Source organism: Sorangium sp. So ce204 (genome assembly GCF_051526795.1).
GTDB lineage: Bacteria > Myxococcota_A > Polyangia > Polyangiales > Polyangiaceae > Sorangium > Sorangium cellulosum_B.
Map to the genome: position 1 here is coordinate 5,816,861 of NZ_CP150317.1, position 26,230 is coordinate 5,843,090.

Consider the following 26,230-nt stretch of genomic DNA (forward strand, 5'->3'; position numbering starts at 1 on the left):
CCGCGCGCCGCCGGATCGCCCTGCAAACCACGCGCTCGTCGGATGTCGCATGGAGGCCCAAGCTTCGCTAGCATGCCCCACGTCCCCCGCCGTCCGGCAGGTTCGCTGCGCGCGCAACGCCGGCACGAGGGCTCGGCCCGAGGAGTCCCATGTCGATTGATATCGTCCGAGGCGAGCTCGAGCGCCTCTTTTCGCTCGATGAACTGATGGCCCTGTCGTCCGACCTCCTCGGCTTCAGCCCGGCCGAGATCGGGGGCAGCGCCTCCAAGGCCTCCTTCGCGCGCGCCCTCACGGATCATTGCGTGGAGCTCGACGCCATCGATGCGTTGATCGATGCCGTCATCGCCTCGCGCGCAGAGGTCGACGCGCGCGTCCGCGCCCTCGGCGTCCATGGGCTCGGCCTGCCCGAGGAGCTCGGGCCCGGCGAGGCGTTCGGCGAGTACATCGTCACGAGAAAGATCGGCGAGGGCCCCCGGGGCCTCGTCTACGCGGCGACCCGGGGGACCGAGCCGCGGACGCTCAAGGTGCTCCGGCGCGAGGCGACCCGGGACAGCCGGGCGGTGCGCAGGTACCTCACCCACGTCCGCCTGGCCGCGCAGGTGCACCACGAGAACCTGGCGAGCGGCGTCGACGCGGGGATCGTGGGCGGCCGGGCGTTCGTGGCGTACACGCACGTCGACGGGCTGCCGCTCTCGGCGCGCCTCGCGCGCTCGGGGCCGCTCCACATCAACGAGGCGAAGCCGCTGCTCCGCGGGATCCTCGGCGGGCTCGCCGCGCTCCACGAGCAGCGCCTGGTCCACGGCGCGCTCAAGCTCGAGAACGTCGTCGTGGCCCGCGGTGAGGACGGGGAGCCGCTCCCGATCCTCGTCGACGTCGGCGGCGATCGGCTCGGCGCCGGGTGGTCCAGCCCGGAGCTCGTCGAGGCGGCCAGCCCCGAGCAGCTGCGCGGCGAGAGCGTCGGCCCCGCGAGCGATCTCTACGCCTTCGGCGCGCTGCTCTTCGAGCTCCTCACGGGCAAGCCCGTGTTCTCGGGCGCCGCCGCGGTCGACATCGCCGTCGCCCACCTCGTCGAGCCGCCGCCGCCGCCGAGCGCTGTCGCGCCGCGCGGCTGGGTGGGCAAGGACATCGACGAGCTCTCGGGGCGCCTGCTCGCGAAAGCGCAGGCCGCCCGGCCGAGGGGGACGCGCGCGGTGCTCGACGCGATCGAGCCGCTCGGCAAGCCGCAGCAGCAGGAGGCGGCGATCGAGGGCGCGCGGCTGAACGACCTCATCGATCGGCTCGTCGCGAGCCCCACGGACACGGAGCTCGCGCTCGCCGTCGAGGCGGCCGTCGATCGGGGAGCGGACCCGGGGCGGGTGGCCGAGGCGCTCGTGATGGCCTCGGAGCAGATCGACGCGGGCTCGGCGCCTGGCCAGGGCGACGACCAGGCGGTCGCGGCGAAGAAGCTCCTGCACTTCCGGGCGGCCAGGATCTACGAGAAGGGGAGGCTGCACGACAAGGCGGAGGCGGTCTACCTGCGCCTCCTCGAGCTCGCCCCGGGCGACGACATCGCCTTCACCGCGCTCGAGGAGCTCCGCAAGGCGCTGGGCAAGCACGAGGAGCTCGTGGAGATGCTCCTCCAGCGGAGCGAGCGCGCCGAGACCGCCGGCGAGCGCGCCCGGGCGCTCAACGAGATCGGGCACCTCTACGTGCGGGAGCTCGACGACAAGGACCAGGGGGTGTTCGCCTTCGCCCAGGCGCTCGCCCAGGATCCGGAGCAGGACGCGTACGCCGTCGACCTGGAGCGCGCGGCCGGCAACGACATGAAGATCTGGTCCGAGGCGCTCCAGATCCTGAGCCAGGCGAGCACCGACGAGGCGATGCCGGCCGAGGCGAAGCTCGCGCTCTTCAACCGGCTCGGGCCCTGGTATGCGGAGAAGGTCGCGCGGGCGGACCTCGGGATCCCGTGCTTCCAGTTCGTGCTCGGGCTCGACCCCGCGAACGAGGAGGCGCTGGAGGGGCTCTCGCAGGTCTACCGCCGCGCCCAGCAGTGGCAGGAGCTCGTCCAGGTGCTGCTCTCGCGGGCCGATCGCGCCGCGACCCCGGGGGAGGCGCGCGACCTCCGCGCCGCGGCGGCCGAGCTCCTCGAGGCGAAGCTGAGCGACGCGGGCCGCGCGCGCGACCTCTACGAGCAGATCTTCGCCGAGGACCCCGGGCACACGAGGACGTGCGAGGCGCTGCTCAGGATCTACCGGCGCGCCGAGGATCACGCGGGCTACGCCAAGATCCTCGAGCGGCGCGCGGAGGCGCTGCGGGGCGAGGAGCGCGTCGACACGATGTGCAAGCTCGCCGAGCTCTACGAGGACCGGCTCGGCGACCTGGGCGAGGCGACGCGCCGCTACGAGGCGGCGCTCGAGCTCGATCCGGCCAGCCTGACGGCCCTGCGCGGCCTCGATCGCATCCACAGCCGCGCCGGCAGCTACGCGGCGCTCCTCCAGAACCTGGCGCGACAGATCGACGTCAGCGCGACGCCGCGCCAGAAGATCAACCTCTACGAGCGGATCGCCGGCATCCACGACGAGGAGTTCCTCGATCACGCGAGGGCGGCCGAGGCCCTCGAGGCGATCCTCGGGATCGACAGCGCGCACGAGGGCTCGCTCGCCGCGCTCGGGCGGCACTACCGCGCCCTCGAGCGCTGGGAGGACGTTGTGTCGCTCTACGAGCGGCAGCTCGGCATCGTGCCCGACGACAAGCGCCGGGAGGAGCTGCTGCTCGCGATGGGGCGCGTGCTCCTCGAGCAGATCGGCTCGCCCGAGCGCGCCCGCAAGGCCTACGAGCGGGTGCTCGCGATCGATCCCCACCACGCCGGGGCCCTGGAGTCGCTCGCGCACGTGCGGGCCGCGACGGGCGACGCCGCGGCGGCGCTGAGCGCGATCGAGTCGCTCGCGGCGACGGCCAAGACGGCGGAGAGCAGGGCCGATCTCTGGATCCGCGCGGCGAAGCTGCTCGAGGAGAAGGGCGATCGGGACGGGGCGATCGAGCGCTACAAGATGGCCCTCGACGCGCAGCCGCAGAACGCGGGCGCGTCCTCGGCGCTGCGCGCGGCCTACCTCGCCCGGGGCGACGCGACGAGCGCCGTCGAGCTCATCGCGCGCGAGGCCGAGGTCGCGGAGGGCAACCTCGCCAAGGGCCGCCTGTACGGCGAGATGGCGCTGCTCCTCCGCGAGCGCCTCAAGGACGACGGGCGCGCCGCGGAGGCGGCGACGAGGGCGGTCGACCTCGATCCGACGGGCGCGCTCGGGCTCATGATCTCGGGCGATCTCGCGTTCGAGGCGGGCCGCTTCCTCGAGGCGGCGCGGCACTACGAGCTCCTGGCGAGCCGGGTCGACGCCCTGCCGAAGGAGCAGGGGCTCAAGCTGCTGCTCCGCTACGTCGACGCGCTCGGCAAGAGCGGCTCGAGCGGCAAGGCGATCGGCACGGTGAAGGCGCTGCTCGCGCTCGCGCCGGACGATCCGGCGGCGCTCTCGCGGGCCGGCAGGGTCAACCTCGACGCAGGCAGGGCGAAGGAGGCCGCGGAGCTCTACGGCCGCCTCGTGGACCGCTTCGGCGCCGGCCTGCCGGAGCGCGATCGGGCGGAGGCGCTCCTCGGGCTCGGCGAGGCGAGGCTCGCGGCCGGCGACCCGGACGGCGCGGTGGCCGCGCTGAACGGCGCCGCCGATCTCCTCCCGGAGTCCCCTGCCCCGCTCGCCCTGCTCTCCAGGGTCTTCGAGGCCAAGGGGGACTGGGAGGAGGTCGTGCGCCTCAAGCACCGGCGGCTCGACGTGGTGACCGGCGAGGAGCGGAGCGCGCTCCTGCTCGAGATCGGCGACCTGCTCGCGGCGCACCTCCACGACCGGGCGCGCGCCGCGAAGAGCTACGTGGCGGCGCTGGACGAGCGCCCGGACGACCGGAAGATCCTCACCAAGCTGATGCAGCTCTACAGCGAGGAGAAGGACTGGTCGAAGCTCGTCGACATCGTCCTCAAGCTCGCCGCCAAGATCGACGACAGCCGGCAGAAGGCGAAGTACCTGCACACGGCGGCGATCGTGAGCGCGCGGCAGCTCGGCGATCTCGACCGGGCCGCCGCGTTCTACGACGAGGTGCTGGCGCTCGATCCGTCCCTCACCCGGGCGCTCGCGGAGGCGATCGAGCTCCGCGGCGAGAAGGGCGACCACGAGGAGGTGGAGCGCCTGCTCAAGGTCGAGCTCGACCGCGCGACCGAGGAGAACGACACGGCGAAGATGCTCGAGACGTTCGACCGGCTGGGCGCCCTCTACAAGGACAAGCTCGGCTGGATGAGCGAGGCGATCGACGCCTACGAGGCGGCGCAGACGCTCGATCCGGACAGCGAGGCGCGGAACGAGCTCCTGGCGAACCTCTACGCGAGCAACCCCGCGGAGTACCTGGACAAGGCGGTGGCCGCGCAGGCCCCGATCCTGCGGCGCAACCCGTACAAGCCGGACGCGTACCGGCTGCTCCGGAAGATGTACACCGAGGCGAAGCGCGCCGACGCGGCCTTCTGCCTGTGCCAGGTGCTCTGCTGCCTCAGCGCCGCCGAGCCGGACGAGGAGCGCTTCTTCCGGCGCCTGCGCCCCGACACGGCCGCGGCGGCGCAGCAGCCGCTCGACGACAACGCGTGGGCGACCGCGCTCGTCCACCCCGACGCGGATCCGCTCCTGACCGCGGTCTTCGGCGTCATCGAGCCTGCCGTGCTCAGGAAGAACGGGCAGCCGCTGGAGGCGCTCGGTTACCAGCTCGCCTACCAGCTCGATCTCTCGCGCCACCCCTACCCGATGTCGCAGACGCTCTACTACGCGGCGGGCGTCCTGGGCCTCGCGCCGCCGCTCACGTTCCAGGATCCGAACGACGGGGGCGGCGTCTCGTTCCTCCACGCGCACGTCCCGGCGATCGTGCTCGGCGCCGCGGCGCTCCAGATGGACCTGCCCACGCAGGCCGCCGCGTTCATCGCGGCCCGCCACCTCACCTACTACCGGCCGGGCATGTACCTCCGGCACCTGGTGCCGACGGGCACCGGCCTGCGCGCCTGGCTGTTCGCGGCGATCAAGCTGATCTCCCCCGCGTTCCCGATCACGAAGGAGCTGGAGGGGCCGGTGATGGACGACCTGGCGGTCCTGGAGCCCATCCTCGTCGGGCCGGCGCGCGATCAGCTCGCGAGCGCCGTGACGAAGCTGCTCCAGGCCGGCGCCATCGACCTGAAGCGCTGGGTGTCCGGCGTCGACCTGACGGCCGACCGCGCGGGCTTCCTCCTCGCCAACGACCTCGAGCTGGCGCAGGAGATGATCAAGGCGACCGACGAGGCGAGCGCCGCCCTCCCCCACAAGGAGAGGCTCAAGGAGCTCACGCTCTTCGCGGCCAGCGAGGAGTATTTCGCCATCCGGCAGCGGCTCGGCATCAACATCGACAGCTGAGGGCCGGCCCCTCGGTCGCGGAGCGCTCGCGCCCTGCCTCGGGCCACGCCTGGCAGGACCGCGGGCGCAATCTGGCAGGGCGGGTCAACTGGATCATCGACGATCCACCTGCGGCATGTCGCTTCCTGCCCACTTCCGCACCGGACTGGTTGACGGATAAATCCCCAAATTGCTAGGCTGCTGGCCGGCATTAGGCCTTTTCGATCGTATGTTAGCTCGCCGCAGCGTGGCAGCGGGCAGCCTGAGCGATTGTGTGAAAGCACGCCCATGGCGGCAAAGAAGACCCGAAAAACTTCGAAAAAAGACCGGAAGAGAGCGACCAAGGCCAGCGCGGCGAGCTCGAGGCGAGCAGCCTCGACAGCGCGGACGCGGAAGGCAAAGCCTGCCGCCCGCTCAGCTGCGCGCAAGCCGAAGCGGAAGGCCGCGTCCTCTCGTCCTGCTGCGCGACGCACCGCTGCCGTAAAGGCGGCAAAGCGCCGGAAAACCACGACAAAACGGGCGACCGCCCGCAAGTCGGCGGCCCCGGCGCGGCGCAAGGCGGCGCGCGCACCGGCGCGGGCAACCCGTACGGGCGCGAGGAAGAAAGCGGCGGTCGGGAGGGCGAAGAAGGCCACCCGCGCGGCCGCGAAGCGAACGAGCGCTTCCAAGGCGAAGAAGGCCGCGGCCAGGACGAAGGCCAGGTCGACGCGCACCGCCGCCAAGCTCAGGACCACCAAGGCCAGGGCGAAGGCCAGGGCGACGAAGGTCAAGGCGAGGGCGGCGAAGGCCAAGGCGACGCGGGCGAAGACGGCGAGGACCAAGGCCACGAAGGCCAGGGTGACCCGCGCCAGGGTCGCAAAGCCGAGGGCCGCGAAGGCCAGGACCGCGAAGACCAGGACCGCGAAGACCAGGGCGGTCGCCGGGCGGGCGCGGAAGGCGAAGGCCGCGAAGACGAAGGTCGCGCGGGCCAAGGCCACCAAGCCGAGGCTCGTGCGGGTCAAGGCGGCCAAGCCGAGGCTCGTCAGGAGAAAGATCGCGGCGCGCTCCGAGCGGGCGATCGCGGCGCCGGCGGCCGAGCCGACGAAGCTCCGCAAGAAGCTGAAGCTGAGGCTCGACGATCAGCCGAAGCCCAAGGAGAAGCTGAAGCTCAAGGAGAAGCTGAAGCTCAAGGACGTCAGGGAGCAGGCCGCGCCGGGCGAGGCCGAGCGACCGCGCCGGGCGAGCGACAGGCCGTCGCGCACGAGCGACAGGCCGTCGCGCACGGGCGACAGGCCGTCGCGCACGGGCGACAGGCCGTCGCGCACCAGCGAGAAGCCGGTCGTCGACAAGAAGAGCGCGCGGCCGGGCGTGGCGAAGGGGAAGAGCGCGGGGGCCTCGATCGAGCGCCGTCCGGGTCGCGTCCCGCTCCGGGAGGCGCCGCGGGTGGTCACCCTGCCGCTGCCGATGCTGCCGCCGCCTCGGCGCGCCACCATCGAGGAGCGCAGCGCGATCATCGAGCAGCGGTTGAGCGCGCAGTCGGAGGACTTCCGGCGGCGCTACATCGACAGCCTCGATATGTCGTGGATTTACCACGACAGCGCGCTCGAAGGGGTGGTCTACACGTTCGACGAGCTGCGCGCGGCCCTCGCCGGCCCGGCGCCGCTCGTGACGGACTCGAGCCTTCAGCCGACGTACGATGACATCCGGCGGCACAAGGAGGCCATCGCGTACGTGCGCGAGCAGGGCGAGAACAAGCGGGCCCCGCTCACGCTCGACTGCATGAAGAAGCTGTACCTGATCCTCCATCCGGAGGAGGGGGATCTCAAGACGGTGAAATACCGCAAGGACATCCCCCAGCACCGGCTCTACTTCCACGAGTACGCTCCGCCGGACAAGATCGCCTACAAGGTGCGTCAGATCATCGACTGGCTGAACGACCCCGAGACGCGGAAGACGCGGAACGGCATCCGGATCGCTGCGCGCGCGCACTACGATCTGCTGCGGGTCTACCCGTTCCCGAACGACAGCGGCAAGGTCGCGAGGCTGTTCATGAACATGCTGCTGCTCCGCACGGGCCTGCCTCCGTCGATCATCCACTCGACCGAGCGGCAGCGCTACTACGAGGCGCTGAAGGGCTCGGCGACGACGGTGCTGCAGATGGTGCAAGAGTCGGTGGAGAACGCGCTCGCGAGCGTCGAGAAGCTCCTCGATGAGCATGAGACGCGGAAGCGCGCCTTCGTCAGCTGAAACGGCAGAGGGCGGTCGCGCGCGAGGCCTCGTCCCGACGGGGCGAGGCGCGCGCCGGCCGCCCGCGTCCGTCGCTGTCGATCCCGCAGACCGACACCGCGACGAGGGCGCAGCGCCGAGCACGCCTCCGGCCACCTTCGCGCGGCTGCGCGCGCTGCACCCGGACGCCCACTGCGAGCTGGATCATCGATCCTCGTTCGAGCTCCTCGTCGCGACGGTGCTCAGCGCCCAGACGACGGACGTGCTGGTCAACAAGGTGACCCCCCACCTGTTCGGCGCGTATCCCGACGCCCGCGCTCTCGCCAGCGCCGATGCCGCCGAGGTGGGCGCGCTCCTCAAGCGGCTCGGGATGGGCATGTTCAACCAGAAGGGGAAGAACATCGTGGGGCTCGCGCGAGGCCTCATCGAGCGGCACGGCGGCGAGGTGCCGAGGACGCTCGCCGAGCTCGTGAAGCTGCCTGGCGTCGGGCGCAAGACGGCGAACGTGGTGCTCGGCGTCGCCTTCGGAGCGCCGGAGGGCGTCGTTGTCGATACCCACGTGCAGCGCCTGTCGCAGCGGCTCGGGTGGACGGCCAGCGACAAGCCAGAGCAGATCGAGCGCGACCTCGTGGCGCTCTTCCCGCGGCGCGACTGGGACATGCTGTCCCACACGCTGATCTTCCACGGCCGCCGGATCTGCTTCGCGAGGAAGCCCGCGTGCGGAGGCTGCGGGATCAGCGGCGCGTGCCCGAGCGCGTTCCGCGCAGAGAGCGTGGGGCGCAAGCCGCCACGGCGCCGCGGCGCCGCGGCGCCGCGCCGTGAGCGCGAGCCGCGGTGCGCGCAAAGTGGGTGTCGAGCGCACCGGCGGAAGGCGGGAAGCGGGCGAGCGCGGCTCATCGTCGCTCGGCGCCCAGCGAGCCGTTTATCGCGCTGGAGCCGGGGACACGGGATAACCTCGGGCCAATGAAGGCTCCGCACATGATCCTCGCCCTTGCCTGCCTCGTCACCCCCGCGTGCAGCCCTCTGGAGGACGATCTCTGCGACTACAAGTGCGACTGCGAGGGGTGCAGCGACCGCGAGTACGGCGACTGCCTCGATCGCTACGATGACAGGTACGTGGACGCCGACCGCCGCGGCTGCGTCGATCAGTACGACGCTCTCCTGGCGTGCGAGGACGACACCGGGATCTGCAACCGCGACGACAAGTGGAGTACGTCCTGTAAACCCGAGAAAGACGCGCTGGATCGCTGCATCGACTAGCGCTGCCGCGCGGTCGACCTGAGCCGGCCGCCCGGCCTCCTGGCCGCCGCTCAGGTCCCGCCGCCGGGCGCGACGGCGGCGCCAGGCGTGACGGCGCCAGCGCTGCGGAAGGCCGCGACGAGCCGCTCCGACGCCGTGTAGGGGTCGACCTCGCGCCGCGCGACGGCATGCACCGCGGCCTCGAGCGCGGGACCGAGCGCGGCGACCGCGGCGTCGGTGAGCGCGTCGCGGAGCTGCACGTGCATCGCCTCGCGCAGGCGCTCCTCCCGGCGCGCAGCGCCGGCCTCGGTCCCGAACAGCCACGCCCGGTGCCCCTCCAGCTTGTCCACGAGCGCCGCCACGCCCTCGTTGCGTGTGGCCACGGTCCGCGCGATCACGGGCTCCCACGGACCTTCGACGGGCTCGCCGCCTGGAGAGGGCGCCCTCTGCGCGCGGGCGTGGAGCGCCGCGGCGCTGTGCCCGCGCGCCCGTCCGGAGGCCGCGGCCACCTCGCCGCCGAGCGCGATCATGAGCTCCAGATCGCGCACCGCCGCGTCGGCCCCGTCCCGGTCGGCCTTGTTCACGGCGAAGACGTCGGCGCACTCCAGGATGCCCGCCTTGATCGCCTGCACCTCGTCGCCCATCCCCGGCGCGGCGACGACCAGGGTCGTGTGCGCCATCCGGGTGATCTCGAGCTCGTCCTGCCCGACGCCGACGGTCTCGACCACCACGACGTCCGCGCCCCAGGCGTCGAGCACCCGCACGACGTCCACCACCGAGCGCGACAGCCCGCCCAGCGCGCCCCGGGTCGCCAGCGACCGGATGAACACGTCGGGATCGCCGAAATGGGCCTGCATGCGGATGCGGTCGCCGAGGATCGCGCCGCCGGTGAACGGGCTCGTGGGATCGACCGCCACCACGGCGACCCGGCGACCCTGCCCCCGGAACACGCCGATCAGCCGATCGGTGAGCGTGCTCTTGCCTGCCCCCGGGTTCCCCGTCACGCCGAGGACCCAGGCGCGGCCGGTATGGGGGAAGAGATCCTTCAGGATCACGGCATAGTCGCCGGCGCGGTCGTCGGCGAGCCGGCAGGCCCGCGCCGTCGCGCGCATGTCGCGGGCGAGGACCTTGGCTGCGATCGGATGCACGCGAGCGGCTTAGGCCCGGCGATGCCGGAACACAACCGGCCCGCGGGCGACGCGGCGCCGGGCTACCCTACCCTGCCCCGCCGCCGTTGCCGCCGCCGCCGCCGTTCCCGCCGCCGCCGGTGCCGCCACCTCCGGCCGTACCGTCGCCACCGGCCGTGCCATCGCCGCCGGCCGCGCCGCCGCCGGCCTCACCGCCGCCTGCTCCGCCCTCCCCGCCTGCCGATGAGCCGGCGCCCCCGGCGCCCCCGGCGGCGGTGTCGAAGATCGGCCTCGTGTCGCCGCACGCGACGACGAAGAGAGCCCAGAGCACAGCGCACGAGGTGAAAGCGAGAGCGCGATTCCACATGGGTACGTCCTTGCCACGAGACACCGAGCGGCGCGCTCGCGAAATCGAGCGGCGTGCTCCAGTCATGGCGCCGCAGGCGGCTGCCGCTCGAAGCGCCGCCAGCGGCCATCGATGAGCCGCTCGTGCGGCAGGTACTGGGCCTTGTAGACCAGCCGCGAGCAGCGCTCGACGTAAAGGCCGAGGTACAGGTACCGGAGGCCCCAGGAACGGCACAGCTCGAGCTGCTTCAGGATCGAGAAGACACCGGGGCTCAGCGGCTCCAGCTCGGGCTCATAGAAGGAATAGACCGCGGACAGCGAATCCTGCCCCCGATCCACGACGGCGACCCCGACGAGACGGCCGCCGACGCGATAGCGCATCTCGAACGTCTCGCAGCAGCTGTCCACGAGGAACGCCTCGTACCCCTCGGCGCCGAGCGGACCGTCATCGCGCATCAACCCCCGGCCGTGCTTGTGCCGGTTGTACAGGATGATCTTCTCGCGCGTGGTCACGGGCGGGCCGATCTCGACGTCCACCACCCGCTCTCCACGGCGGAGCACCCGGCGCTGCGTGCGGCCCGGGACGAAGTCACGAACGACGATCCGGATCGGCTCGCACGCGCGGCAGGAGGGGCACTGGGTGCGGTAGAGCAGCTTGCCATGGCGGCGGTTGCCCGCGACGAGCCGCTGGTCGAACTCCGCGCGCGTGAGCGGACGGATGGGCACGCGCAGCGGCATCCGCGCCTCGGCTTCAGGCAGGTACGGACAGGGGCTCACCTCGTCATGGACCGTGAGCTCGATCGGGTCCGCCCCCTCAGCCAGCCGAGGGAGCTCGGCGTCCTGCCCCGCTACCGCATCTCGCTCGCTCGATGAGCCCATGTCGGTGTCGATCCGAGCGCCCGATCCCCCGTCGAGCCGCCGGCCGCCAGATCAAGGGGATGCCTGTTGCACGGCCACGTCAAGCAAAACCCAGAGCGCCCGGGCCCTCTGTGAGCTCCGCCCGCTTGCGCCGCGCTGGCCTTTGTCGCACATCCACCCATGCAAACCCACGTTCACCCCACGTATGCTGCATGCTCCGGTTCACCGGCGCTGGAGCTTGAGCGATTCACGCGTCGTGCGAAGAGCCCGAGCGGCGCGCCCTTTTCGCTTGGCTCGGAGGCCGGTATGACCGCGCGCGCGACCGCGACGGGGACGTCCCTCGACCATCGAGCGCCCGAATCGCGCGACCGCCTCAAGAAAGGCCGAACGCTTTGGATCTGACAGGAAAGCAGCGCCGCCACCTCCGCGCGCTGGGGCATCACCTCGACCCGGTCGTGCAGCTCGGCAAGGCCGGCCTGACCGACGGCGTCGTCGCGGCCGTCGACGCCGCTTTGGAGCGGCACGAGCTCGTGAAGGTACGCCTGGGCACCGAGTGCCCGGACGAGCTGGACGACGTCGCCGACACCCTCTCCGAGCGGCTCCGCGCCGCCGTCGCGCAGACGCTGGGGCGGACGATCCTGCTGTACCGGCGCCACCCCAAGGAGCCGAAGATCAAGCTGCCCGCGGGCAGCTGACCGCGAACGGCCGCGCGCGGCCGCGCCCCCCTGCGCGGCCTCGGGCGCCTCGAGTCGACGAGCCGCTGCCGAGGCCGCCTTCCCACGTTCCACGGCGGCGAGGCCTCGGGTCGCCGAGGCCCGAGCCGCGTCAGACGTGCCGGAGCGTGGGGCGCTCGGCCAGCAGGTGATCGAGCCAGGCGTTCGACAGCTTCTCCTGCACCGTGTTGGCCCGGAGCCTCGCGGCGAGGTTCTTGAAGTCGACGTGGTCGATGAGCTGGTCCTGGTTGAAGCACGAGAAGACCAGCGTCTCCTTGCCCGTCTCCGGGTCCACGTGCCGCTGGAGGCACTGCGCGCAGACCTCCTTCATCATGCACTGCATCGGCGAGTTGATGCTCGCGATGCCCACGTGCTTCGGATCCAGGTGCGACGCCAGCACGCCGTGCCGCGCCTCGCGCACGGCGTTCATCATCTTGTCCGAGCCGATCGCGATGATGCGACGGACCTCCGAGAGGGCCGCCAGCTCGCCGCCGAGCTGGCGCTCGGCGTAGGCCCTCATCGCCTGGACGATGTTGCCGCGGAAGTGGCGGTCGGTCTCGCGCCGCGGGGGGATCTCGGCGCCGCCGTCCGTGCACCAGACGACCTGGTCGGTCGCCACCTCGATCTCGTCCTGCTTGAAGAGATCCTCGCCTCGCCGGTAGCCGGCGAAGTAGATCACGCGATCGCCGCGCGCCTTCAGCGCCTTCGCGATCGAGAACAGGACGGCGTTGCCGAGCCCGCCGCCGGCGAGCAGCACGGTCTCGCCCTCGGGGATGTCCGTGGGCGTCCCGGTCGGCCCCATCACGACGACCTCCTCGCCCGGGCGCAGCGCGGCGAGCAGGCGGGAGGACGCGCCCATCTCGAGCGCGATGAGCGACAAGAGCCCCTTCTCCTTGTCGACCCACGCGCCCGTGAGCGCGAGGCCCTCCATCGCGAGCCGCGTGCCGCGGATCACGGGCGAGCGCACCTCGTAGTTCTGCAGGCGGTAGAACTGCCCGGGCTCGAACTTCCGCGCCGCCGCGGGCGCACGCACGACGACCTCGACGATCGTCGGCGTGAGCCGCTGGACCCGCTCGACCACCGCGCCGAGGTCGTGATCGAGGCGGGCGAAGAGGTCGCGCCGCCGCGCGTCGCGCGCGGCCTGCGGCTCCTCGCCGAGCCGGGCGATGTCGTTGCGGAACAGCGCGACGACGGACGGGTACGCGTCCTTGGCGCTCGCCATCGCCTTCACGACGCTCCCCGCGTAGTGGGGGTGGTTGTCGCCGTAGAAGCTCACCGCGTGCTCGCCGTCGTTGTAGCTCGTGAAGAAGCCCTCCCTCGCCTTGGCCGGCTCCACCTTGAGCGCGCCGCCCTCGTCGACGTAGGCGCGGTGCGGCTGGAAGAACTGCCGCCACTTGTCGAACACGAACGAGCCCGGGCGCTCCTTCTCGTATGTGACGTTGGGGCTCGTCCCGGCCGCGACGCACACGGTGCGGGCGGGGATCGAGACCGCCTGCCCCGCGCTCCGCCACTTGCCGTCGACGATCTCCTGCCGATCGAAGACGAGCGAGGAGACGCACCCGCGCTCGTCGAGCACCGCCTCGACCGGGGCGAGGTTCTCGACGTAGCGGATCCCCTCCTCGAGCGACTTGGCGACCTCCTCGTGGTTCAGCCGGTACGCCGGCGAGTCGATGAGCCGCTTCCGGTAGACCAGCGAGACGCCTCCCCACGCGTCGATCAGGCCCTGGAAGCGCGGCGGGCGCCCCTCGCGCGCGGCGCGCGCGCGCTCGTCGCGGATCTCCTCCGCGTGGCGCCGCTGCTCGGCCAGGAACTCCCGCTCCTCCTCGTCGAACATCGCGAGGACGGCGGCCTCTCCGCGCTCCGCGACCAGCGCGTCGAGCCGGTCGGCCGTCTTCTCGGCCTGCACGACGTAGTACGCGGCGAGCTCCGTCGCTGTGTCGATCGCCGTGAGGCCGCCTCCGATCACCACCGCCGGCAGGCGCACCTGGAGGTTCGCGAGCGCCGAGCGCTTGTAGGCCCCGGCCAGCTGGAGCGCCATCAGGAAGTCCGACGCCTTGCGGATGCCGCGCGCGAGGTTGTTCTTGAGCGGGATGATCGTCGGACGCCCCGCGCCCGCCGCGATCGCGACGTGGTGGAACCCGAGCCGGAAGGCGTCGTCGAGATCGATCGTCCCGCCGAACCGCACGCCGCCGTAGATCCGGAGCAGCCGCTGCCGGGCCAGCGTGACGTACAGGACGGTGAGGAAGTTCTTGTCCCATCGCACCGTGATCCCGTACTCGCTCACCCCGCCGAAGCCGAGGAGGACGCGCTCGTCGAGCTCCGTGTAGAGCCGCTTGAAATCCTTGACCGGGCGCGGCGGGCGCGACTCGTCGCCCGTGAGCTCGACAGGCAGCGGCTCGATCTTCAGCCCGTCGATCGCCACGCACGCGAAGCCCTGCCGCGTGAGGTGGTGCGACAGCGTGTAGCCGGCCGGGCCGAGGCCGACGACGAGCACGTTCTTGCCGTTGTACGGGAGCGCGTGCGGCCGCAGCGCGTCGAGCGGGTTCCAGCGCGTGAGGAACCCGTAGATCTCGAGGCCCCACGGGAGGGACAGCACGTCCGTGAGCGCCGCGGTCTCGATCTGCGGGATGTCCACCGGCTCCTGCTTCTGGAAGACGCACGCCTTCATGCAGTCGTTGCAGATGCGGTGGCCGGTGCCGGGGCACATCGGGTTGTCGAGGCAGACGAGCGCGAGCGCGGCGATCGACTCGCCCCGCCCTCGCATGGTGTGCATCTCGCTGATCTTCTCGTCGAGCGGGCAGCCGTTCAGCTCGACGCCGAGCGGGTTCGCCTTGATCGCCCCGGTCTTGTTGTCGCGCAGGCCCTTCGAGCACGAGTCCTTGTCGCGATCGTGGCAAAAGAGGCAGTAGTCGACCTGGCTCTCGACCTCGCGGGGCGGCGCGCGACGGTCCGTCAGCGCGAACCCGTCGCGCTCCCTCCGCTCGTGCTCGGGGCCGACGAGGAGCTCGGCGGAGCCCGGGCTGCCGTTCGCGCCCTTCCTCTGCAGCTGGACGAGCTCCTGGTAGTCGAGCGTGCGCGGCGCCTTCAGCGTCGGCCAGCGCCGCGCCGGATCGTGCTCGTCCGCGCGGCGCGCCGCGAGCCACGCCTCGACGGCGTCGAGCGCGAGCGCCACGACCGCGCCGTCCTCGGCCTCCGTCGGCTCCGCGCCAGCGACCGCCGCCGCCGGCGCCACCCCCTCGGCGAGCGCCGGGTCCTCCCGCAGCGCAGCGCGAACCTTCGCCGCCCGCTCGCGGAGCTCGTCCGTCCACCTCGCGCCGCCGGCCTTCGCGGCCTTGCGCGCGATCTCGTCGACCTCGATCAGGGCGAGCGTCGCGCGCGCGATCGCGAGCTCCTCCGCGGCGGAGCCGCCGTCGAGCACGCTCGCAGGCGCGCCCATGGCCGCGAGCGACCGCCGCGCCGCGTGCGCCGCCTCGACGTGCGTGCCCCGCCACGCCTTCCCCGGGTTCGGCTTGAACAGGCGCTTCTTCGAGAACTCGCGTTTGAAGTCCCAGAGCGCGCTCCGCTCGAGGGTCGCGTCGATCTGCGCCTGCGTCTCCCGCTCGACCCGAAAGAGCATCGCCACGAAGCGGCCGACGTGGGGCGCCGCCGCGAGGAGCGCCTCGGAGACCTGCTCCGGCGTGAGCGCGGGCCGGCCCGCGCCGGCGCCGTCCGCCTGCGCCGCGCGCAGCGAGGTCCGGTACGCGTCGAAGCGCGCGTAGGCACCTTCGTCTGCTGCGTGGAAATACGCCTCGAACCGCTCCGTCAGCTCGGCGAGCTTCGCGGGGTCGAAGAGATCGGCGTAGCCGAAACCAGGGAGCCCGAGCTCGAGCTCGGAGGCATCGGAGGTCGCCTGCACCCACGAAGAGAAGTCAGCCTGCACTCCAGCGTTCGCTTCCATACCCGCGGCAAATGCTTTCTAGTTCAAGGGGTTCGCTCACCCGACGAGGGCTTGCCCACGCAGCCTCGAGAGCGACGTAAAGTAGCACCAGGTCGCACGTTCGACCTGGTGCTCGAGCAACATTCAATCGAGCTCGCCCTGCGCTGGTCAGCGCGTCGAGCACGCGAGCACGCAACCGCTGCGCGCTCATCGACACGTCAACCGCGCCGGTGCGTCGCGTCAGAACCCCTGCGAGACGACGCGCTCGATCGTATGCGTGGAGATGTTGCCGGCGACGACCTCTGGATCACGCAGCAGCGCCTGGTGCAGCGGGATGTTCGTGCGGATGCCGCCGATGATGAACTCGTCGAGCGCGCACCGGAGCCTGGCGATCGCCTCGGCCCGGTTCGCGCCGTGCGCGATCACCTTGGCCACCAGCGAATCGTAGGAGCTGGGAACGCGGAAGCCGCCGTACACGCCGGAATCGACGCGGATCCCGACGCCGCCGGGCGAGTGGTACTCCGTGATGAGGCCCGGCCACGGCACGAACGAGCGCGCATCCTCGGCGTTGATCCGGCACTCGATGGCGTGGCCCCGGAAGCTCCACGGCCGCGTGTCGGGCAGCGAGAGGCGCTCGCCTGCAGCGGCGAGGATCTGCTGCGCGACGAGATCGACGCCGGTCACCATCTCGGTGACGGGGTGCTCGACCTGGACGCGGGTGTTCATCTCCATGAAGAAGAGCTCGCCTCGCTCATCCATCAGGAACTCGAGCGTGCCCAGGCCGGTGTAGCCGGTCTCGAGGATCGCAGCGCGGAGGATGTCGCCCATCCGGGAGCGCTTCTCGTTGTCCATCGCCGGGCTGGGCGACTCTTCCATCACCTTCTGGTGCCGGCGCTGGAGCGAGCACTCGCGCTCGCCGAGCGTCCACACGCCCCCGTGCTGGTCCGCGAGCACCTGGAACTCGATGTGGCGCGGCGCCTCGACGTAGCGCTCGAGGTAGACGTCCGGGTTCTTGAAGCCGCTCAGGGCCTCCTGCGTCGCGATCTCGAACGAGCGCTGCACCTCGCTGGCCTCGCGGACGATGCGCATGCCCCTGCCGCCGCCGCCGCCGGAGGCCTTCAGGATCACCGGATAACCGACGCGCTCGGCCTGCTCGGCCGCGTCCGCGGCGCTCTTGAGCACGCCCGTGCCGCTGAGCATGGGGATGCCGAAGCGCTTGGCGACCTCGCGCGCGGACACCTTGTCGCCCCAGGTCCGCATCGCCTCCGCGGTCGGCCCGATGAAGGTGAGGCGGCACTTCTTGCAGAGCTCGGCGAACTTCGCGTTCTCCGAGAGGAACCCGTAGCCCGGGTGGATCGCGTCGGCGCCCGTGACCTCCGCCGCCGCGATGATCTGCGGGATGTTGAGGTAGCTCTTCGACGCCTCGGCCGGACCGACGCACACGGCCTCGTCCGCGAACCGGACGTGCAGCGCCGCGGCGTCCGCCTCGGAGTGGATGGCTACCGTGCGGATGCCGAGCAGGCGGCAGGCGCGGATGACACGCATCGCGATCTCGCCGCGATTGGCGATCAGGATCTTCTGGAACACGGCACCCTCGCCCGGGCAGCGCTAGCTGCGCCGCACCTTGAAGAGACGCTGCCCGAACTCGACCGGCTTGCCGTTGTCGACGAGGATCTCGACGATCGTGCCCGGAGAGTCCGCCTCGATCTCGTTCATCAGCTTCATCGCCTCGATGATGCAGAGCGCCTGACCCACGCGGATCGCGCTGCCCACATCGACGAACGGGGGCGCATCGGGCGACGGCGATCGGTAGAACGTGCCGACGAACGGCGACGTCACATAGGAGATCCCCTCGTCGCTCGCCGCCTCCGCAGGCGCGGCAGGGGCCGCCGGCGCGGGCGCGGCGGCCGGCGCAGGTGCCGCCGGCGGCGCGACCGGCGCGCTGTGGATCTGGAAGGCGGCGGGCGCGAGGTGCGGCGCCGCGCCCTGCGGGATGACGCCTCCGCGCGTGAGGCGAATGCGAACGTGTTCGTCCTCGAACTCGAAGTCGCTCACGTTGCGCTTCTCTAAGATGCGTACCAGCGCCCGCAACTGCTTGAGGTTGATGTTCATGGAAGGACGTTCGGCCATCGATGTTTGCCGCCTTTCAACCAGAGTGACGGCGCATGTTCAACCTCTTTCGTCGGATCGCAGCTTCTCCAGATGCCCGATCAGCCCGATCAGCCCGAGGACGTACGAGCTCGGACCGAAGCCCGCGACGCGCGCCATGCACGCAGGCGCGATGCGGGAGCGACGGCGGAACGGCTCACGCCCGTCCGGGTTGGAGATGTGCACCTCGACGGTAGGAAGCGCGCTCGCGCGGATCGCGTCATAGAGCGCGATGGAGGTGTGCGTGTAGGCACCGGCGTTGAGGAGGATGCCGTGGAAGCCGCGATCGCCAGCGTGGCTGATCGCGGTCACGAGCTCTCCCTCGCAGTTCGATTGCATGCACGACACCGAGGCGCCGCGGGCCTTCGCGGCCTCCTCGACGGCGCGGTGAACGTCATCCAGCGTGGCCGTGCCGTAGATCGCTGGCTCGCGCTTGCCCAGTCGATCGAGGTTCGGCCCGGAGATGACCGAGATGCTGAAGCCGCTCAGGCGAGCTCCTTCAGCAGCACCGGCACCTTGGTGCGCAGGAGGTACCGGGCCTTGCCGATGTTCGCGTCGGGCGCCATCGAGAAGGCCACGAAGTACGAGTTGTTCACGACGCGGATCAGGGTGGTTACCTTCTCCGCCTGGATCGCGATCTCGGCGGCGTTGCCCGCGTCGAGCATCTCGGCGGCGCGCTGGATCGACTTCAACACGACGCTGAACTCAGCGCCGATGGTGGTGATGTCGAACGCGGCCCCCGGCTTGGAGTAGCTGTCGACCGGGATCCCCTCGAAATCCATGAGAAGGGTCGCGATGCCGCCCTCGGTGTTCTCTACGACTTCCTTCAGCACGGCCTGGAACATGCGCCGAGATTACCCAAGCGCGGCACGATCGGGAAAACAAACGAACCTGGCCCGGCATCTCGCGCCGCAGCCCGGGAGAGCGGGCGCTCTTCCTGGTCGCCCGACCCGCTCGGCCGCGCGCGGCCAGGCCGATGGCGACCGGGCGCGCGCGGCAGCGCCGGCCGCGAGAGCTCGCACCGGCCGCCTGCCATCGTGGACCAGCGCGACAGGCGCAAGCGACGCAACCGACGCAACCGACGCAACCGACGCAACCGACGCAACCGACGCAACCGACGCAACCGACGCAACCGACGCGACAGACGAAGCGCGGCGAAACGTTGGACCGGGCGGGCGCTTTGCCTCTTGCATCCTGGTCCCAGCCGGGCGATTCCCGCCCCTGGGGGCCCGCTCCAAAGCACGCCTTGACCCTCGTCCAGGCGAGCGGCTAACGTGCGGCCGTTCTTTCGCCTCGCGGCAAGGTCCGGAGGCGGATCCCACCGGCGCGTCTCGCCGGGGGGCCGACGTCAAACGTGGTCGGGAGCGGCGTGCGCCGCATCCGCCATCTCATCAAGAAAAACAAGGACGGCCCAACATCTATGCGTGCTCGAGCCGGGGATCCCCCCCGCACGATGCCCCAGAAGATCCTCGCCGGGCGGGCGACGGATCCTCAGCTGCGCGGTGATCTCGTCCAGGTCAAGGTCGACCAGGTGATCCTCTCCAGGGCGCCGTCGCGCGCGCTGGCCGAGGCCATCGCCACGGGCATGAAGAAGACGCCGGTCGAGGTCGCCGTCGCCTACGACGGCACCTGCGTGGCCGACGCGAGCTCGCTCGCGGATATCGACGAGGGCAGCCCGCACTCGGTGTCGCCCGAGTTCCCGACCTACAACATCCCGATCGCGCGGCCCGGCATCGGCTTCCCTGCGCCCGTCCACCTGGAGCGCTTCGCGGCGCCGGCGCGGCTCGCCCTCACGGACGACCCGCGCCTCACGACGGTCGGCGGCATCGGCATGCTGTCGCTCGTCGTCTCGCCGAGCCAGCTCGGGCAGGCGCTCGCCACGGGCTCGGTCTGGCTCCGGCCGCCGCGCAGCGTGCAGATCCACCTCTCGGGCCGGGTGCGGCCGTTCGTCTGCGCGCGGGACGTCGCCCTCGAGCTGCTCCGCAGGAACCTCGACGAGGTGGTGCGCCGCATCGAAGGCGAGCACCACGCGCCGGTGATCCTCGAGTTCGCCGGGCCGAGCGCGCGCCTCCTCTCCGTGGGCGACCGCGCGGTGCTCTGCGGCATCGCGCCGCAGGTCGGCGCGGCGGCGGCGCTGTTCGTGAGCGACGAGAAGACGGAGGTCTTCCTCCGCGATCAGCGCAGGTCGAAGGCCCACCGCGCGCTCGTGCCGGACCCGGGCGCGCCGTGCGAGGAGGTCGTCTCGATCGATCTCGGCACGGTCGATCCGCTCCTCATGGACGAGGAGGGCGTGGTCCGGCCCGTCCGCGATCTCGCCGGCAAGCCCGTGGCGCAGGTCGTCCTCGGGGGCGACTCCGGCGTGACGTTGCGCGACATGCTCGCGGCGGCGCTGCTGCTCAAGTCGAAGCGCGTCCCGTCGCGGCTCGACCTGCTCGTCGCGCCGCCGTCGCGGCAGGTGCTCGAGGTGCTCGCGCAGTCGGGCGCGCTCGTCGATCTCGTCGCGACGGGCGCGCGCATCGTCGAGCCGGACAGGCGCGTCGTCACGTCGGAGATCTACCCGCCGCCGCCCGGCAGCCTGTCGCTGCGCACCGCGGATCCGGAGCCGCGCATCGCCGGGGCGCCGTCGTTCGTCGTGGCCTCGGCGGAGACGCTGGCCTACGCGGTGGCCACGGGCGCGGTCGGCGATCCGCGGTCGTTCAAGCGGCCGGTGCGGGTGACCGTGCCGCGGGCGCTGCCGACCGACGACGTGCTGATCCTCCGCGACAAGAAGGGGGAGCAGGTGAGCACGAAGAAGCCGCCGCCGGCGCCCGCGGCGGTGCCGTGGAAGGGGCCGCTGACGCTCGACGTGCTCGCCGGCGTGCCGAAGGTGAACGGGCACGCGGCGGTGGGCGCGCGCGGGCGCGCCGCCCCTGCGCCGGTCGAGGCGCCCGCGGCGGCCGCCGCGGACCAAGAGGGGCCGGCCGCTCCGGCGGAGGGCAAGCCGGCCGACGGCGTGGCGCTCGTCCTGTCGACGCTCGACGAGGTGCGGGCGGTCGCGGAGCGCGCGACCGATCTCTCGACGGTGCGCGCGGTGGTCGCGCCCTTCGTCCCGAGCACCGCGGTGTCGGCGTTCGCGAGCGAGGGGATCGCCACGTTCCTCGTCGGCACGGAGGCCCTCGGCAGCATCAAGGACCAGAAGAGCGTGGAGCTCCCCGCCCCCGCGCAGTGGGGCGATCGCGTCGCGGCGATCTTCGGGAGCGAGCGCGTCGAGGTGGCCTGGCTCGCGACCGGCATGGAGCGGAGCTGGACCCACGCAGGCACCGTGCGGCAGCCGCCCAGCGCGGGCAAACCAGCGAGGTAGCCGGGTCGAGATCCCGGTGGCGAGGCCGCCCCCGCAGGAGCGGGGGCGCCTTCCACCGGGAGCCGGGGAGCCGGACAGCAGCGCTCAGGGAGCCGCGCGCACGGGGGCCAGCGGGGCGAGGAGCTTGATCTCGTTCGTGAGGTCGCGGAAGCGGATCTGCTGCTCGTTGATCTGCATCTCGAGGACGATGACGCGCTTCGTGATCTCGTCGAGGCGCGCCGACGCCTTCGCGAGCCGATCCGTGAGGTCGCGGCGGAGCTCGTCGGCGGTCTTGTTCTTCTCGATGGCCCTGAGGTTCTGGCGGAGCTCGTGGCTCTGCTGCTCGAGGCGCTGCTGCTCGGCGAGGATCCTGTCGCGCTCGTCGATCGCCGGGCGGAGCTTGCCCCGGATGTCCCAGGCCTGGCCGAGCTGCTTGGCCACGGCCGCGTCGGCGCGCGGGTCCTTCATGTAGCCTTGCACCGCGTCGTCGGCGAGCTGGTCGAGCCAGTCGATCTGCTGCCGGAAGAGCCGCCGCTCGTCGACGTCGAGCACCGCCGTCCCCCGGCGCGGCACGTCGATCGGCACGAGCGCGCTGCCCGTGCCGACGTTGTCCTCCGTGCCCTTCGGCGGCGCGTGCAGGCGCGTCCCGTGCAAGCGGGGGTGCTTCACGAGCGTCCTCGCCGCGAGGTCGGCGCCGTTGCGGACGGCGTACTTCGTGTGCGTGACCCAGTCGCGCTCGATCTCGAGCGCGCCACCCTCGATCTTCGCGAGGCGCGCGCCCTCCGCGTTCTCCTCGCGCATCGTATCGACGGCGAGGCCCCGCTCCAGCGCGAACGGCACCGTCGTCGTGGCCCCCGGCGGCAGCGGCTCGACCATGCCCTGGCCCAGGAACGCGCCGTTCTCGAAGACGGCGATGGGGCCGCGCTCCAGCAGCCCCTTCGTGTCGTTCGTGAAGCGCGCCACCCGGAACGGGTGAGAGCTCGACGCGGGCACGCCGCCGTCGGGCGCGAAAAGGAAGATCGACTCGCCGGGGACCTGCCGGGCCAGGAGCAGGACCATCGTCGCGCTCTTGTCGGGGATGTCGACAGGGAACGGGATGTCGTAGCGGGTCGTGCCCGCCTCCATCGCGACCGCGGCGAGCGCGCTCATGTTGCGCGGCGGAGAGGGGTTCATCGCCATGGGCGGCGGCGCCGCCGCCGGCGCGGCCCGCTTCAGCTGCGGCCCCGCGTGTTGCCCGCCGGCGCGCGCCTCTTCGCGGTCGCTCAGCCTCACGCTCGGCTTCGCGGCGGGCACCGTGGCAGTCGCGCTCCGCCTCGCGGACCGCAGATTGGCGCCGCCCTTCTCCATCTGGGCCTCGACCTCGTCTGCGAACGCGTACTCCTCGGAGGCGTCGCCCGGCGCCGCGGGCGCAGGCGCGACGGGCGGCGGCGGCGGCGGCGCGGCCTCGGTGGCCAGCGTCGTCTCGCTCGTCGGCACGGACGCGATCACCTCGCCCTGGTCGCTGACGATGGGGCGCGGCGGGATCGCCGCCTGGTCGAGCGTCGCCTGGAACGCGAGCGGCGCGCCCGCCACGAGCGACAGCTTCACCCCCTTCCAGTCCTCGCCCGAGAGGTTCTGCACGATGCCCCACGCCTGGAGGTGCGCCTGCTTCGAGCCCGCGGGCGGCGCTGCGCCCTGCGCCCCGCCCGCCCCCATCACGAGCCGGTAGGAAGGCCTCCACACAGGCGTCTCCGCCACGTAGCCGATCACGAGATCGTGCTCCCGCCCGTCGAGGGTGAGCTTCACCTTCTCGTGGTCGTCGTCGCGCTCCTTCGCCCCCTTGTCCTTCGGCGGCGGCACGGTCGTCACCTCGGGCCCGGACTCCGACGGCGCCTCGTCCTCGCCGGATCCGTCGTCGACCTCCACCGGGAACGACGCGCTCCGGACGCTGCTGCCGCCGGCCTCGATGACCGCGAGCGTCGCGAGGAAGTCGCCGACCTTCTCCTTGCGGACCCGGAAGGTCACCTGATCGGCGTCGATGAGCCCTCGGCGCTCGAAATACGCGACGCCGTTCCTGTAGATGACCACGCGCCGCAGCGCGAGCCCCGAGGCGTCCACATCGGGGCCGCGCGCGCAGCCGGCGAGCAGCGTGAGAGCGAGGAGCAGGCCGGAGCCCGCTCGCGCGACGTCGTACCGTCTCATGAATGTCCCTGGGTTTCGCTTGCGTCAGCTGTCGGAGGGCGCCGCCGAGGCGCGACGCCAGTCGGGCGGCAGGTCGAGAAAACCCTCGTTGCAGAGGAACTCGTAGAGCCCCTCGCAGACCTCGCCGCAGATCATGCTGAAGAGGTGGGGATCGGTGATGAAGAGGATCGTCTCGTCGCGCTCGGCGCCCGCTGTATCGGCGAGCTGGGCGACCAGCTCGTCCTCGGCGAAGCCGACGAGCATCACCATGAGGTGGCGCTCGAACGCGGCGCGGAAGCGAGGGAACGCCTCGCTCGTCACCTTGTACGAGTACGCCCTGCCCTCGAACGTCCGCGCGTCCTGCACGACCCGCGCGGAGATCTCGCCGAGGCTCTGGGCGAGCTGCACGCTGAAGAAGTCGACGAGCACGGCGTGCACCACCGACACGATACGCCTGAGCTCGCTGGATCGGCGCGCGAGGAAGGCGTCCTGCATGTCCTTCGTCAGCTTCGCGAGCAGCTCGAACGACTGCTCCCGCGCGTCCTCGGAGGCGAACTCGAAGCCGTCGAGCTCGGCCTCGATCCGGTTCTTGTAGCGGGTCAGCACGTAGAACAGCGCCTGCTCGCCGTGGTGGATCACCTTCGGCGCGCCGTCGCGGCCGCGCGTCTTCTCGTGGAGCTCGGACTGGAAGAACAGGCGGGCGAGGTTCCTGTGGATCTTCTTGAGCCGGCGCTCGACGAGCAGCGAGATGCCGTCCTCGCGGATGACCCGCTCGAGCAGGGCGCAGAGGGTCTTTTCGTGCGCGTCGCGGATCGCGTCGCGGTTCTTCGCCCCGCGATCCGCGGCGCCCGCCGACGCCTGGATCACCTTCAGCTGGGCGACGACCTGCGCGGTGACGGCGTCGAGCTCGGGGTTGGTCTCGAGATCGGCGCGGTAGTGGACGATGCGGGCCTGCATCTGCTCCTCGAGCAGGCCGAGCGCCATCTCGGTGATGTGGTCCTTCAGCGCCTGGCTGACGTGCTCGCCGACGCGCCGCGGCGCGTCGGGTGGGAGCGGCCTCGGCGGCTCCTGCGCCGGCCTCCCCCCCGGTTGCGATCGGCCCGAGGGCGGCAGCGGCGGAGGGTTGCGAGGGACCGGGGCCATGACCCGACAGCATAGCGGAACTCGCCCGTGGTGTGCGGTTTTGGCGGCGCGGCGCGAGTCGGACGTGGTGTGCGGTTTTGGCGGAGCGGCGCGAGTCGGAGTAAGACGGCGGCCATGCACACGCCCGCTTCACCTATGTGCGCCAGGGGACCGGAAGGCCCTCGGGCGCCCTCCTCGCCGGCCCTCTCGTCCATGGCGCTCCCGCGCCTGGATCACCGGCGCCTCGCGGCGGCGCGCCTCGCGGCGGCGCTCGCGCTCGCGCTCGCCAGCGCCGGGGCGGGCTGCTCTCGCGACGGCGACGGCCAGCCGCCGCCCGCGCGCACGCCGGAGCCCGCGGCGCGGCAGGAGCCCGCCGCGGCGGCGCCGGCCGCCACGGCGGAGAGCGCCGCGACGACCGCCGCGACGGACAGGAAGGACGGCGCCGCGGCGGCGCCGGCAGCGCAGCGCGAGAGGCTGAACGTCCTCGTTGTCTCGATCGACAGCCTGCGCGCGGACATGCCGTGGAACGGGTACGAGCGCGACATCGCGCCCGTGCTCACCGCGTTCGAGAAGAAGTCCGTCAGCTACACGCGCCACTACGCGATCTCGTCGTACACATCGATGAGCGTCGGCGGCTTCCTCGCCGGCCGGTACCCGAGCGAGGTCGATCGCAGCGGCTACTTCTTCGGCAACTACCCCGACAGCGTGCTCATGTTCCCGGAGCTCCTGCAGAAGGCCGGGGTGCGGACGATGAGCGCGCACGCGCACTTCTACTTCGACCAGAAGGCGGGCTTCCGTCAGGGCTTCGACGTGTACGAGATCGTCCCGGGGCTCTCGGCCGACAACACGACCGACCGGAACGTCACGAGCCCTGGGCACCTCGAGCTCGCGATGAAGATGCTCTCCGACAAGGCGAACACCTCGGGCACCTTCTTCGCGTACTTCCATTTCCTCGATCCGCACGACGTGTACATGACGCACGAGGGGATCCCGACGTTCGGCAAGCGCGCGCGCGACAAGTACGACGGGGAGGTCAGGTTCACGGACATGCACGTGGGCAAGCTGCTCGACTTCGTGGCGCAGCAGCCGTGGGCCAAGGACACGGCGATCATCGTGACCGCGGACCACGGCGAGGCGTTCGGCGAGCACAAGATGTACCGCCACGGCTTCGAGGTGTGGGACGTGCTCACCCACGTGCCGCTGATGATCCAGGCGCCCGGGATCACCCCGCGCCGGATCGACGTGCCTCGCAGCTCGATCGACCTGGCGCCGACGATCCTGGAGCTGACCGGCGCGCCGGCAGAGCCGTCCTTCCCGGGCAAGAGCCTCGTGCCCGAGCTCCACGGCGCGACGCCGGAGCCCCGCGACGTCATCGTCGATCTTCCGCGCACGAGCGACAACGACCGGCGCAGGGCGCTCATCCACGGGCAGTACAAGCTCATCGCGTACGGCGACGACGACGCGTTCGACCTGTTCGACGTCGTCGCGGATCCGGGGGAGACGAAGGATCTCAAGCGAACGCAGGCGCCGGTCTTCGAGGAGATGAAGGCGCTCTACAAGGAGCGCTCCGCGGCCATCAAGGACGTGTGCCCGAAGAACACGGCGAAGCTCAAGGGGAAGAAGACCAACAAGCGGTGCTAGCGCGCGGAGCG

The 26,230-nt window shown here is 71.7% G+C and carries 17 protein-coding genes; 7 read left to right on the forward strand and 10 right to left on the reverse strand.

The window, feature by feature from the left end; translation table 11 throughout:
- Window positions 1-149: 149 nt before the first annotated feature.
- From WMF22_RS21625 to WMF22_RS21640, 4 genes are all read left to right on the forward strand, one after another.
- Window positions 150-5,447, forward strand: coding sequence for a protein kinase domain-containing protein (locus WMF22_RS21625; protein WP_438036880.1), 5,298 nt, complete (start codon window positions 150-152; stop codon window positions 5,445-5,447).
- Window positions 5,448-6,416: 969 nt separating this feature from the next.
- On the forward strand, window positions 6,417-7,652 hold the full coding sequence (locus WMF22_RS21630; RefSeq protein WP_438036881.1) for a Fic family protein: 1,236 nt from the start codon (window positions 6,417-6,419) through the stop codon (window positions 7,650-7,652).
- Window positions 7,615-8,598 carry an endonuclease III gene (gene nth / locus WMF22_RS21635; protein WP_438036882.1) on the forward strand — a complete coding sequence of 328 codons (984 nt, stop codon included), beginning with the start codon at window positions 7,615-7,617 and terminating at the stop codon, window positions 8,596-8,598. Before WMF22_RS21630 ends, nth begins: the two co-directional genes overlap by 38 nt.
- 11 nt (window positions 8,599-8,609) lie before the next feature.
- Window positions 8,610-8,891 (forward strand): hypothetical protein, encoded by a 282-nt coding sequence (locus WMF22_RS21640; RefSeq protein WP_437300932.1) that lies wholly within the window; start codon window positions 8,610-8,612, stop codon window positions 8,889-8,891.
- A gap of 50 nt (window positions 8,892-8,941) precedes the next feature.
- Here WMF22_RS21640 and meaB read toward each other — a convergent pair whose 3' ends face one another.
- The 3 genes from meaB to WMF22_RS21655 all read right to left on the reverse strand — a co-directional run bounded on the left by meaB (window position 8,942) and on the right by WMF22_RS21655 (window position 11,221).
- On the reverse strand, window positions 8,942-10,018 hold the full coding sequence (meaB, locus tag WMF22_RS21645; protein ID WP_438036883.1) for a methylmalonyl Co-A mutase-associated GTPase MeaB: 1,077 nt from the start codon (window positions 10,016-10,018) through the stop codon (window positions 8,942-8,944).
- Window positions 10,019-10,085: 67 nt separating this feature from the next.
- Window positions 10,086-10,364 (reverse strand): hypothetical protein, encoded by a 279-nt coding sequence (locus WMF22_RS21650; RefSeq protein WP_438036884.1) that lies wholly within the window; start codon window positions 10,362-10,364, stop codon window positions 10,086-10,088.
- Window positions 10,365-10,426: 62 nt separating this feature from the next.
- Window positions 10,427-11,221, reverse strand: a complete 795-nt coding sequence (locus tag WMF22_RS21655) for an arginyltransferase (RefSeq protein WP_438036885.1) — start codon at window positions 11,219-11,221, stop codon at window positions 10,427-10,429.
- Between the two features lie 371 nt (window positions 11,222-11,592).
- Here WMF22_RS21655 and yhbY point away from each other — a divergent pair, with 371 nt between their 5' ends.
- Window positions 11,593-11,895 carry a ribosome assembly RNA-binding protein YhbY gene (gene yhbY / locus WMF22_RS21660; RefSeq protein ID WP_012236550.1) on the forward strand — a complete coding sequence of 101 codons (303 nt, stop codon included), beginning with the start codon at window positions 11,593-11,595 and terminating at the stop codon, window positions 11,893-11,895.
- A gap of 130 nt (window positions 11,896-12,025) precedes the next feature.
- Here the strand turns inward: yhbY and WMF22_RS21665 are convergent, their stop codons facing one another.
- The 5 genes from WMF22_RS21665 to WMF22_RS21685 form a co-directional block, all read right to left on the reverse strand.
- Window positions 12,026-15,850 carry an FAD-dependent oxidoreductase gene (locus tag WMF22_RS21665; protein ID WP_438036886.1) on the reverse strand — a complete coding sequence of 1,275 codons (3,825 nt, stop codon included), beginning with the start codon at window positions 15,848-15,850 and terminating at the stop codon, window positions 12,026-12,028.
- A gap of 219 nt (window positions 15,851-16,069) precedes the next feature.
- On the reverse strand, window positions 16,070-17,416 hold the full coding sequence (gene accC, locus WMF22_RS21670; protein WP_437300937.1) for an acetyl-CoA carboxylase biotin carboxylase subunit: 1,347 nt from the start codon (window positions 17,414-17,416) through the stop codon (window positions 16,070-16,072).
- A gap of 21 nt (window positions 17,417-17,437) precedes the next feature.
- Window positions 17,438-17,959: an acetyl-CoA carboxylase biotin carboxyl carrier protein gene (gene accB / locus WMF22_RS21675; RefSeq protein WP_438036887.1), complete on the reverse strand. Its 522-nt coding sequence runs from the start codon at window positions 17,957-17,959 to the stop codon at window positions 17,438-17,440.
- A 39-nt stretch (window positions 17,960-17,998) separates the two neighbouring features.
- Window positions 17,999-18,466 (reverse strand): type II 3-dehydroquinate dehydratase, encoded by a 468-nt coding sequence (locus WMF22_RS21680; RefSeq protein ID WP_437301589.1) that lies wholly within the window; start codon window positions 18,464-18,466, stop codon window positions 17,999-18,001.
- A complete protein-coding gene (locus WMF22_RS21685; protein WP_438036888.1) occupies window positions 18,463-18,810 on the reverse strand; it encodes a roadblock/LC7 domain-containing protein in 348 nt (115 codons plus the stop codon). Before WMF22_RS21685 ends, WMF22_RS21680 begins: the two co-directional genes overlap by 4 nt.
- A gap of 620 nt (window positions 18,811-19,430) precedes the next feature.
- On the opposite strand from WMF22_RS21685, the gene WMF22_RS21690 reads away from it, so the two are divergent.
- Complete coding sequence (locus WMF22_RS21690) at window positions 19,431-21,317, forward strand: aconitase family protein (RefSeq protein ID WP_437300940.1); 1,887 nt, start codon at window positions 19,431-19,433, stop codon at window positions 21,315-21,317.
- An 84-nt stretch (window positions 21,318-21,401) separates the two neighbouring features.
- Here the strand turns inward: WMF22_RS21690 and WMF22_RS21695 are convergent, their stop codons facing one another.
- A complete protein-coding gene (locus WMF22_RS21695) occupies window positions 21,402-23,477 on the reverse strand; it encodes a hypothetical protein (RefSeq protein WP_438036889.1) in 2,076 nt (691 codons plus the stop codon).
- A gap of 24 nt (window positions 23,478-23,501) precedes the next feature.
- Entirely contained in the window at window positions 23,502-24,599 is a 1,098-nt protein-coding gene (locus tag WMF22_RS21700; RefSeq protein WP_437300942.1) for a hypothetical protein, read from the reverse strand.
- 192 nt (window positions 24,600-24,791) lie between these two features.
- Here WMF22_RS21700 and WMF22_RS21705 point away from each other — a divergent pair, with 192 nt between their 5' ends.
- Entirely contained in the window at window positions 24,792-26,219 is a 1,428-nt protein-coding gene (locus WMF22_RS21705; RefSeq protein WP_438036890.1) for a sulfatase, read from the forward strand.
- Window positions 26,220-26,230: the final 11 nt, after the last annotated feature.

Bases quoted from the DNA above. Each gene is read 5' to 3' on its own strand.
- WMF22_RS21695 (WP_438036889.1), bottom strand. From the start codon at position 23,477: ATGAGACGGTACGACGTCGCGCGAGCGGGCTCCGGCCTGCTCCTCGCT.
- WMF22_RS21690 (WP_437300940.1), top strand. From the start codon at position 19,431: ATGCCCCAGAAGATCCTCGCCGGGCGGGCGACGGATCCTCAGCTGCGC.
- nth (WP_438036882.1), top strand. From the start codon at position 7,615: ATGAGCATGAGACGCGGAAGCGCGCCTTCGTCAGCTGAAACGGCAGAG.
- WMF22_RS21625 (WP_438036880.1), top strand. From the start codon at position 150: ATGTCGATTGATATCGTCCGAGGCGAGCTCGAGCGCCTCTTTTCGCTC.
- WMF22_RS21640 (WP_437300932.1), top strand. From the start codon at position 8,610: ATGATCCTCGCCCTTGCCTGCCTCGTCACCCCCGCGTGCAGCCCTCTG.
- WMF22_RS21700 (WP_437300942.1), bottom strand. From the start codon at position 24,599: ATGGCCCCGGTCCCTCGCAACCCTCCGCCGCTGCCGCCCTCGGGCCGA.
- WMF22_RS21655 (WP_438036885.1), bottom strand. From the start codon at position 11,221: ATGGGCTCATCGAGCGAGCGAGATGCGGTAGCGGGGCAGGACGCCGAG.
- WMF22_RS21650 (WP_438036884.1), bottom strand. From the start codon at position 10,364: ATGTGGAATCGCGCTCTCGCTTTCACCTCGTGCGCTGTGCTCTGGGCT.
- WMF22_RS21665 (WP_438036886.1), bottom strand. From the start codon at position 15,850: ATGGAAGCGAACGCTGGAGTGCAGGCTGACTTCTCTTCGTGGGTGCAG.
- WMF22_RS21705 (WP_438036890.1), top strand. From the start codon at position 24,792: ATGGCGCTCCCGCGCCTGGATCACCGGCGCCTCGCGGCGGCGCGCCTC.
- accB (WP_438036887.1), bottom strand. From the start codon at position 17,959: ATGGCCGAACGTCCTTCCATGAACATCAACCTCAAGCAGTTGCGGGCG.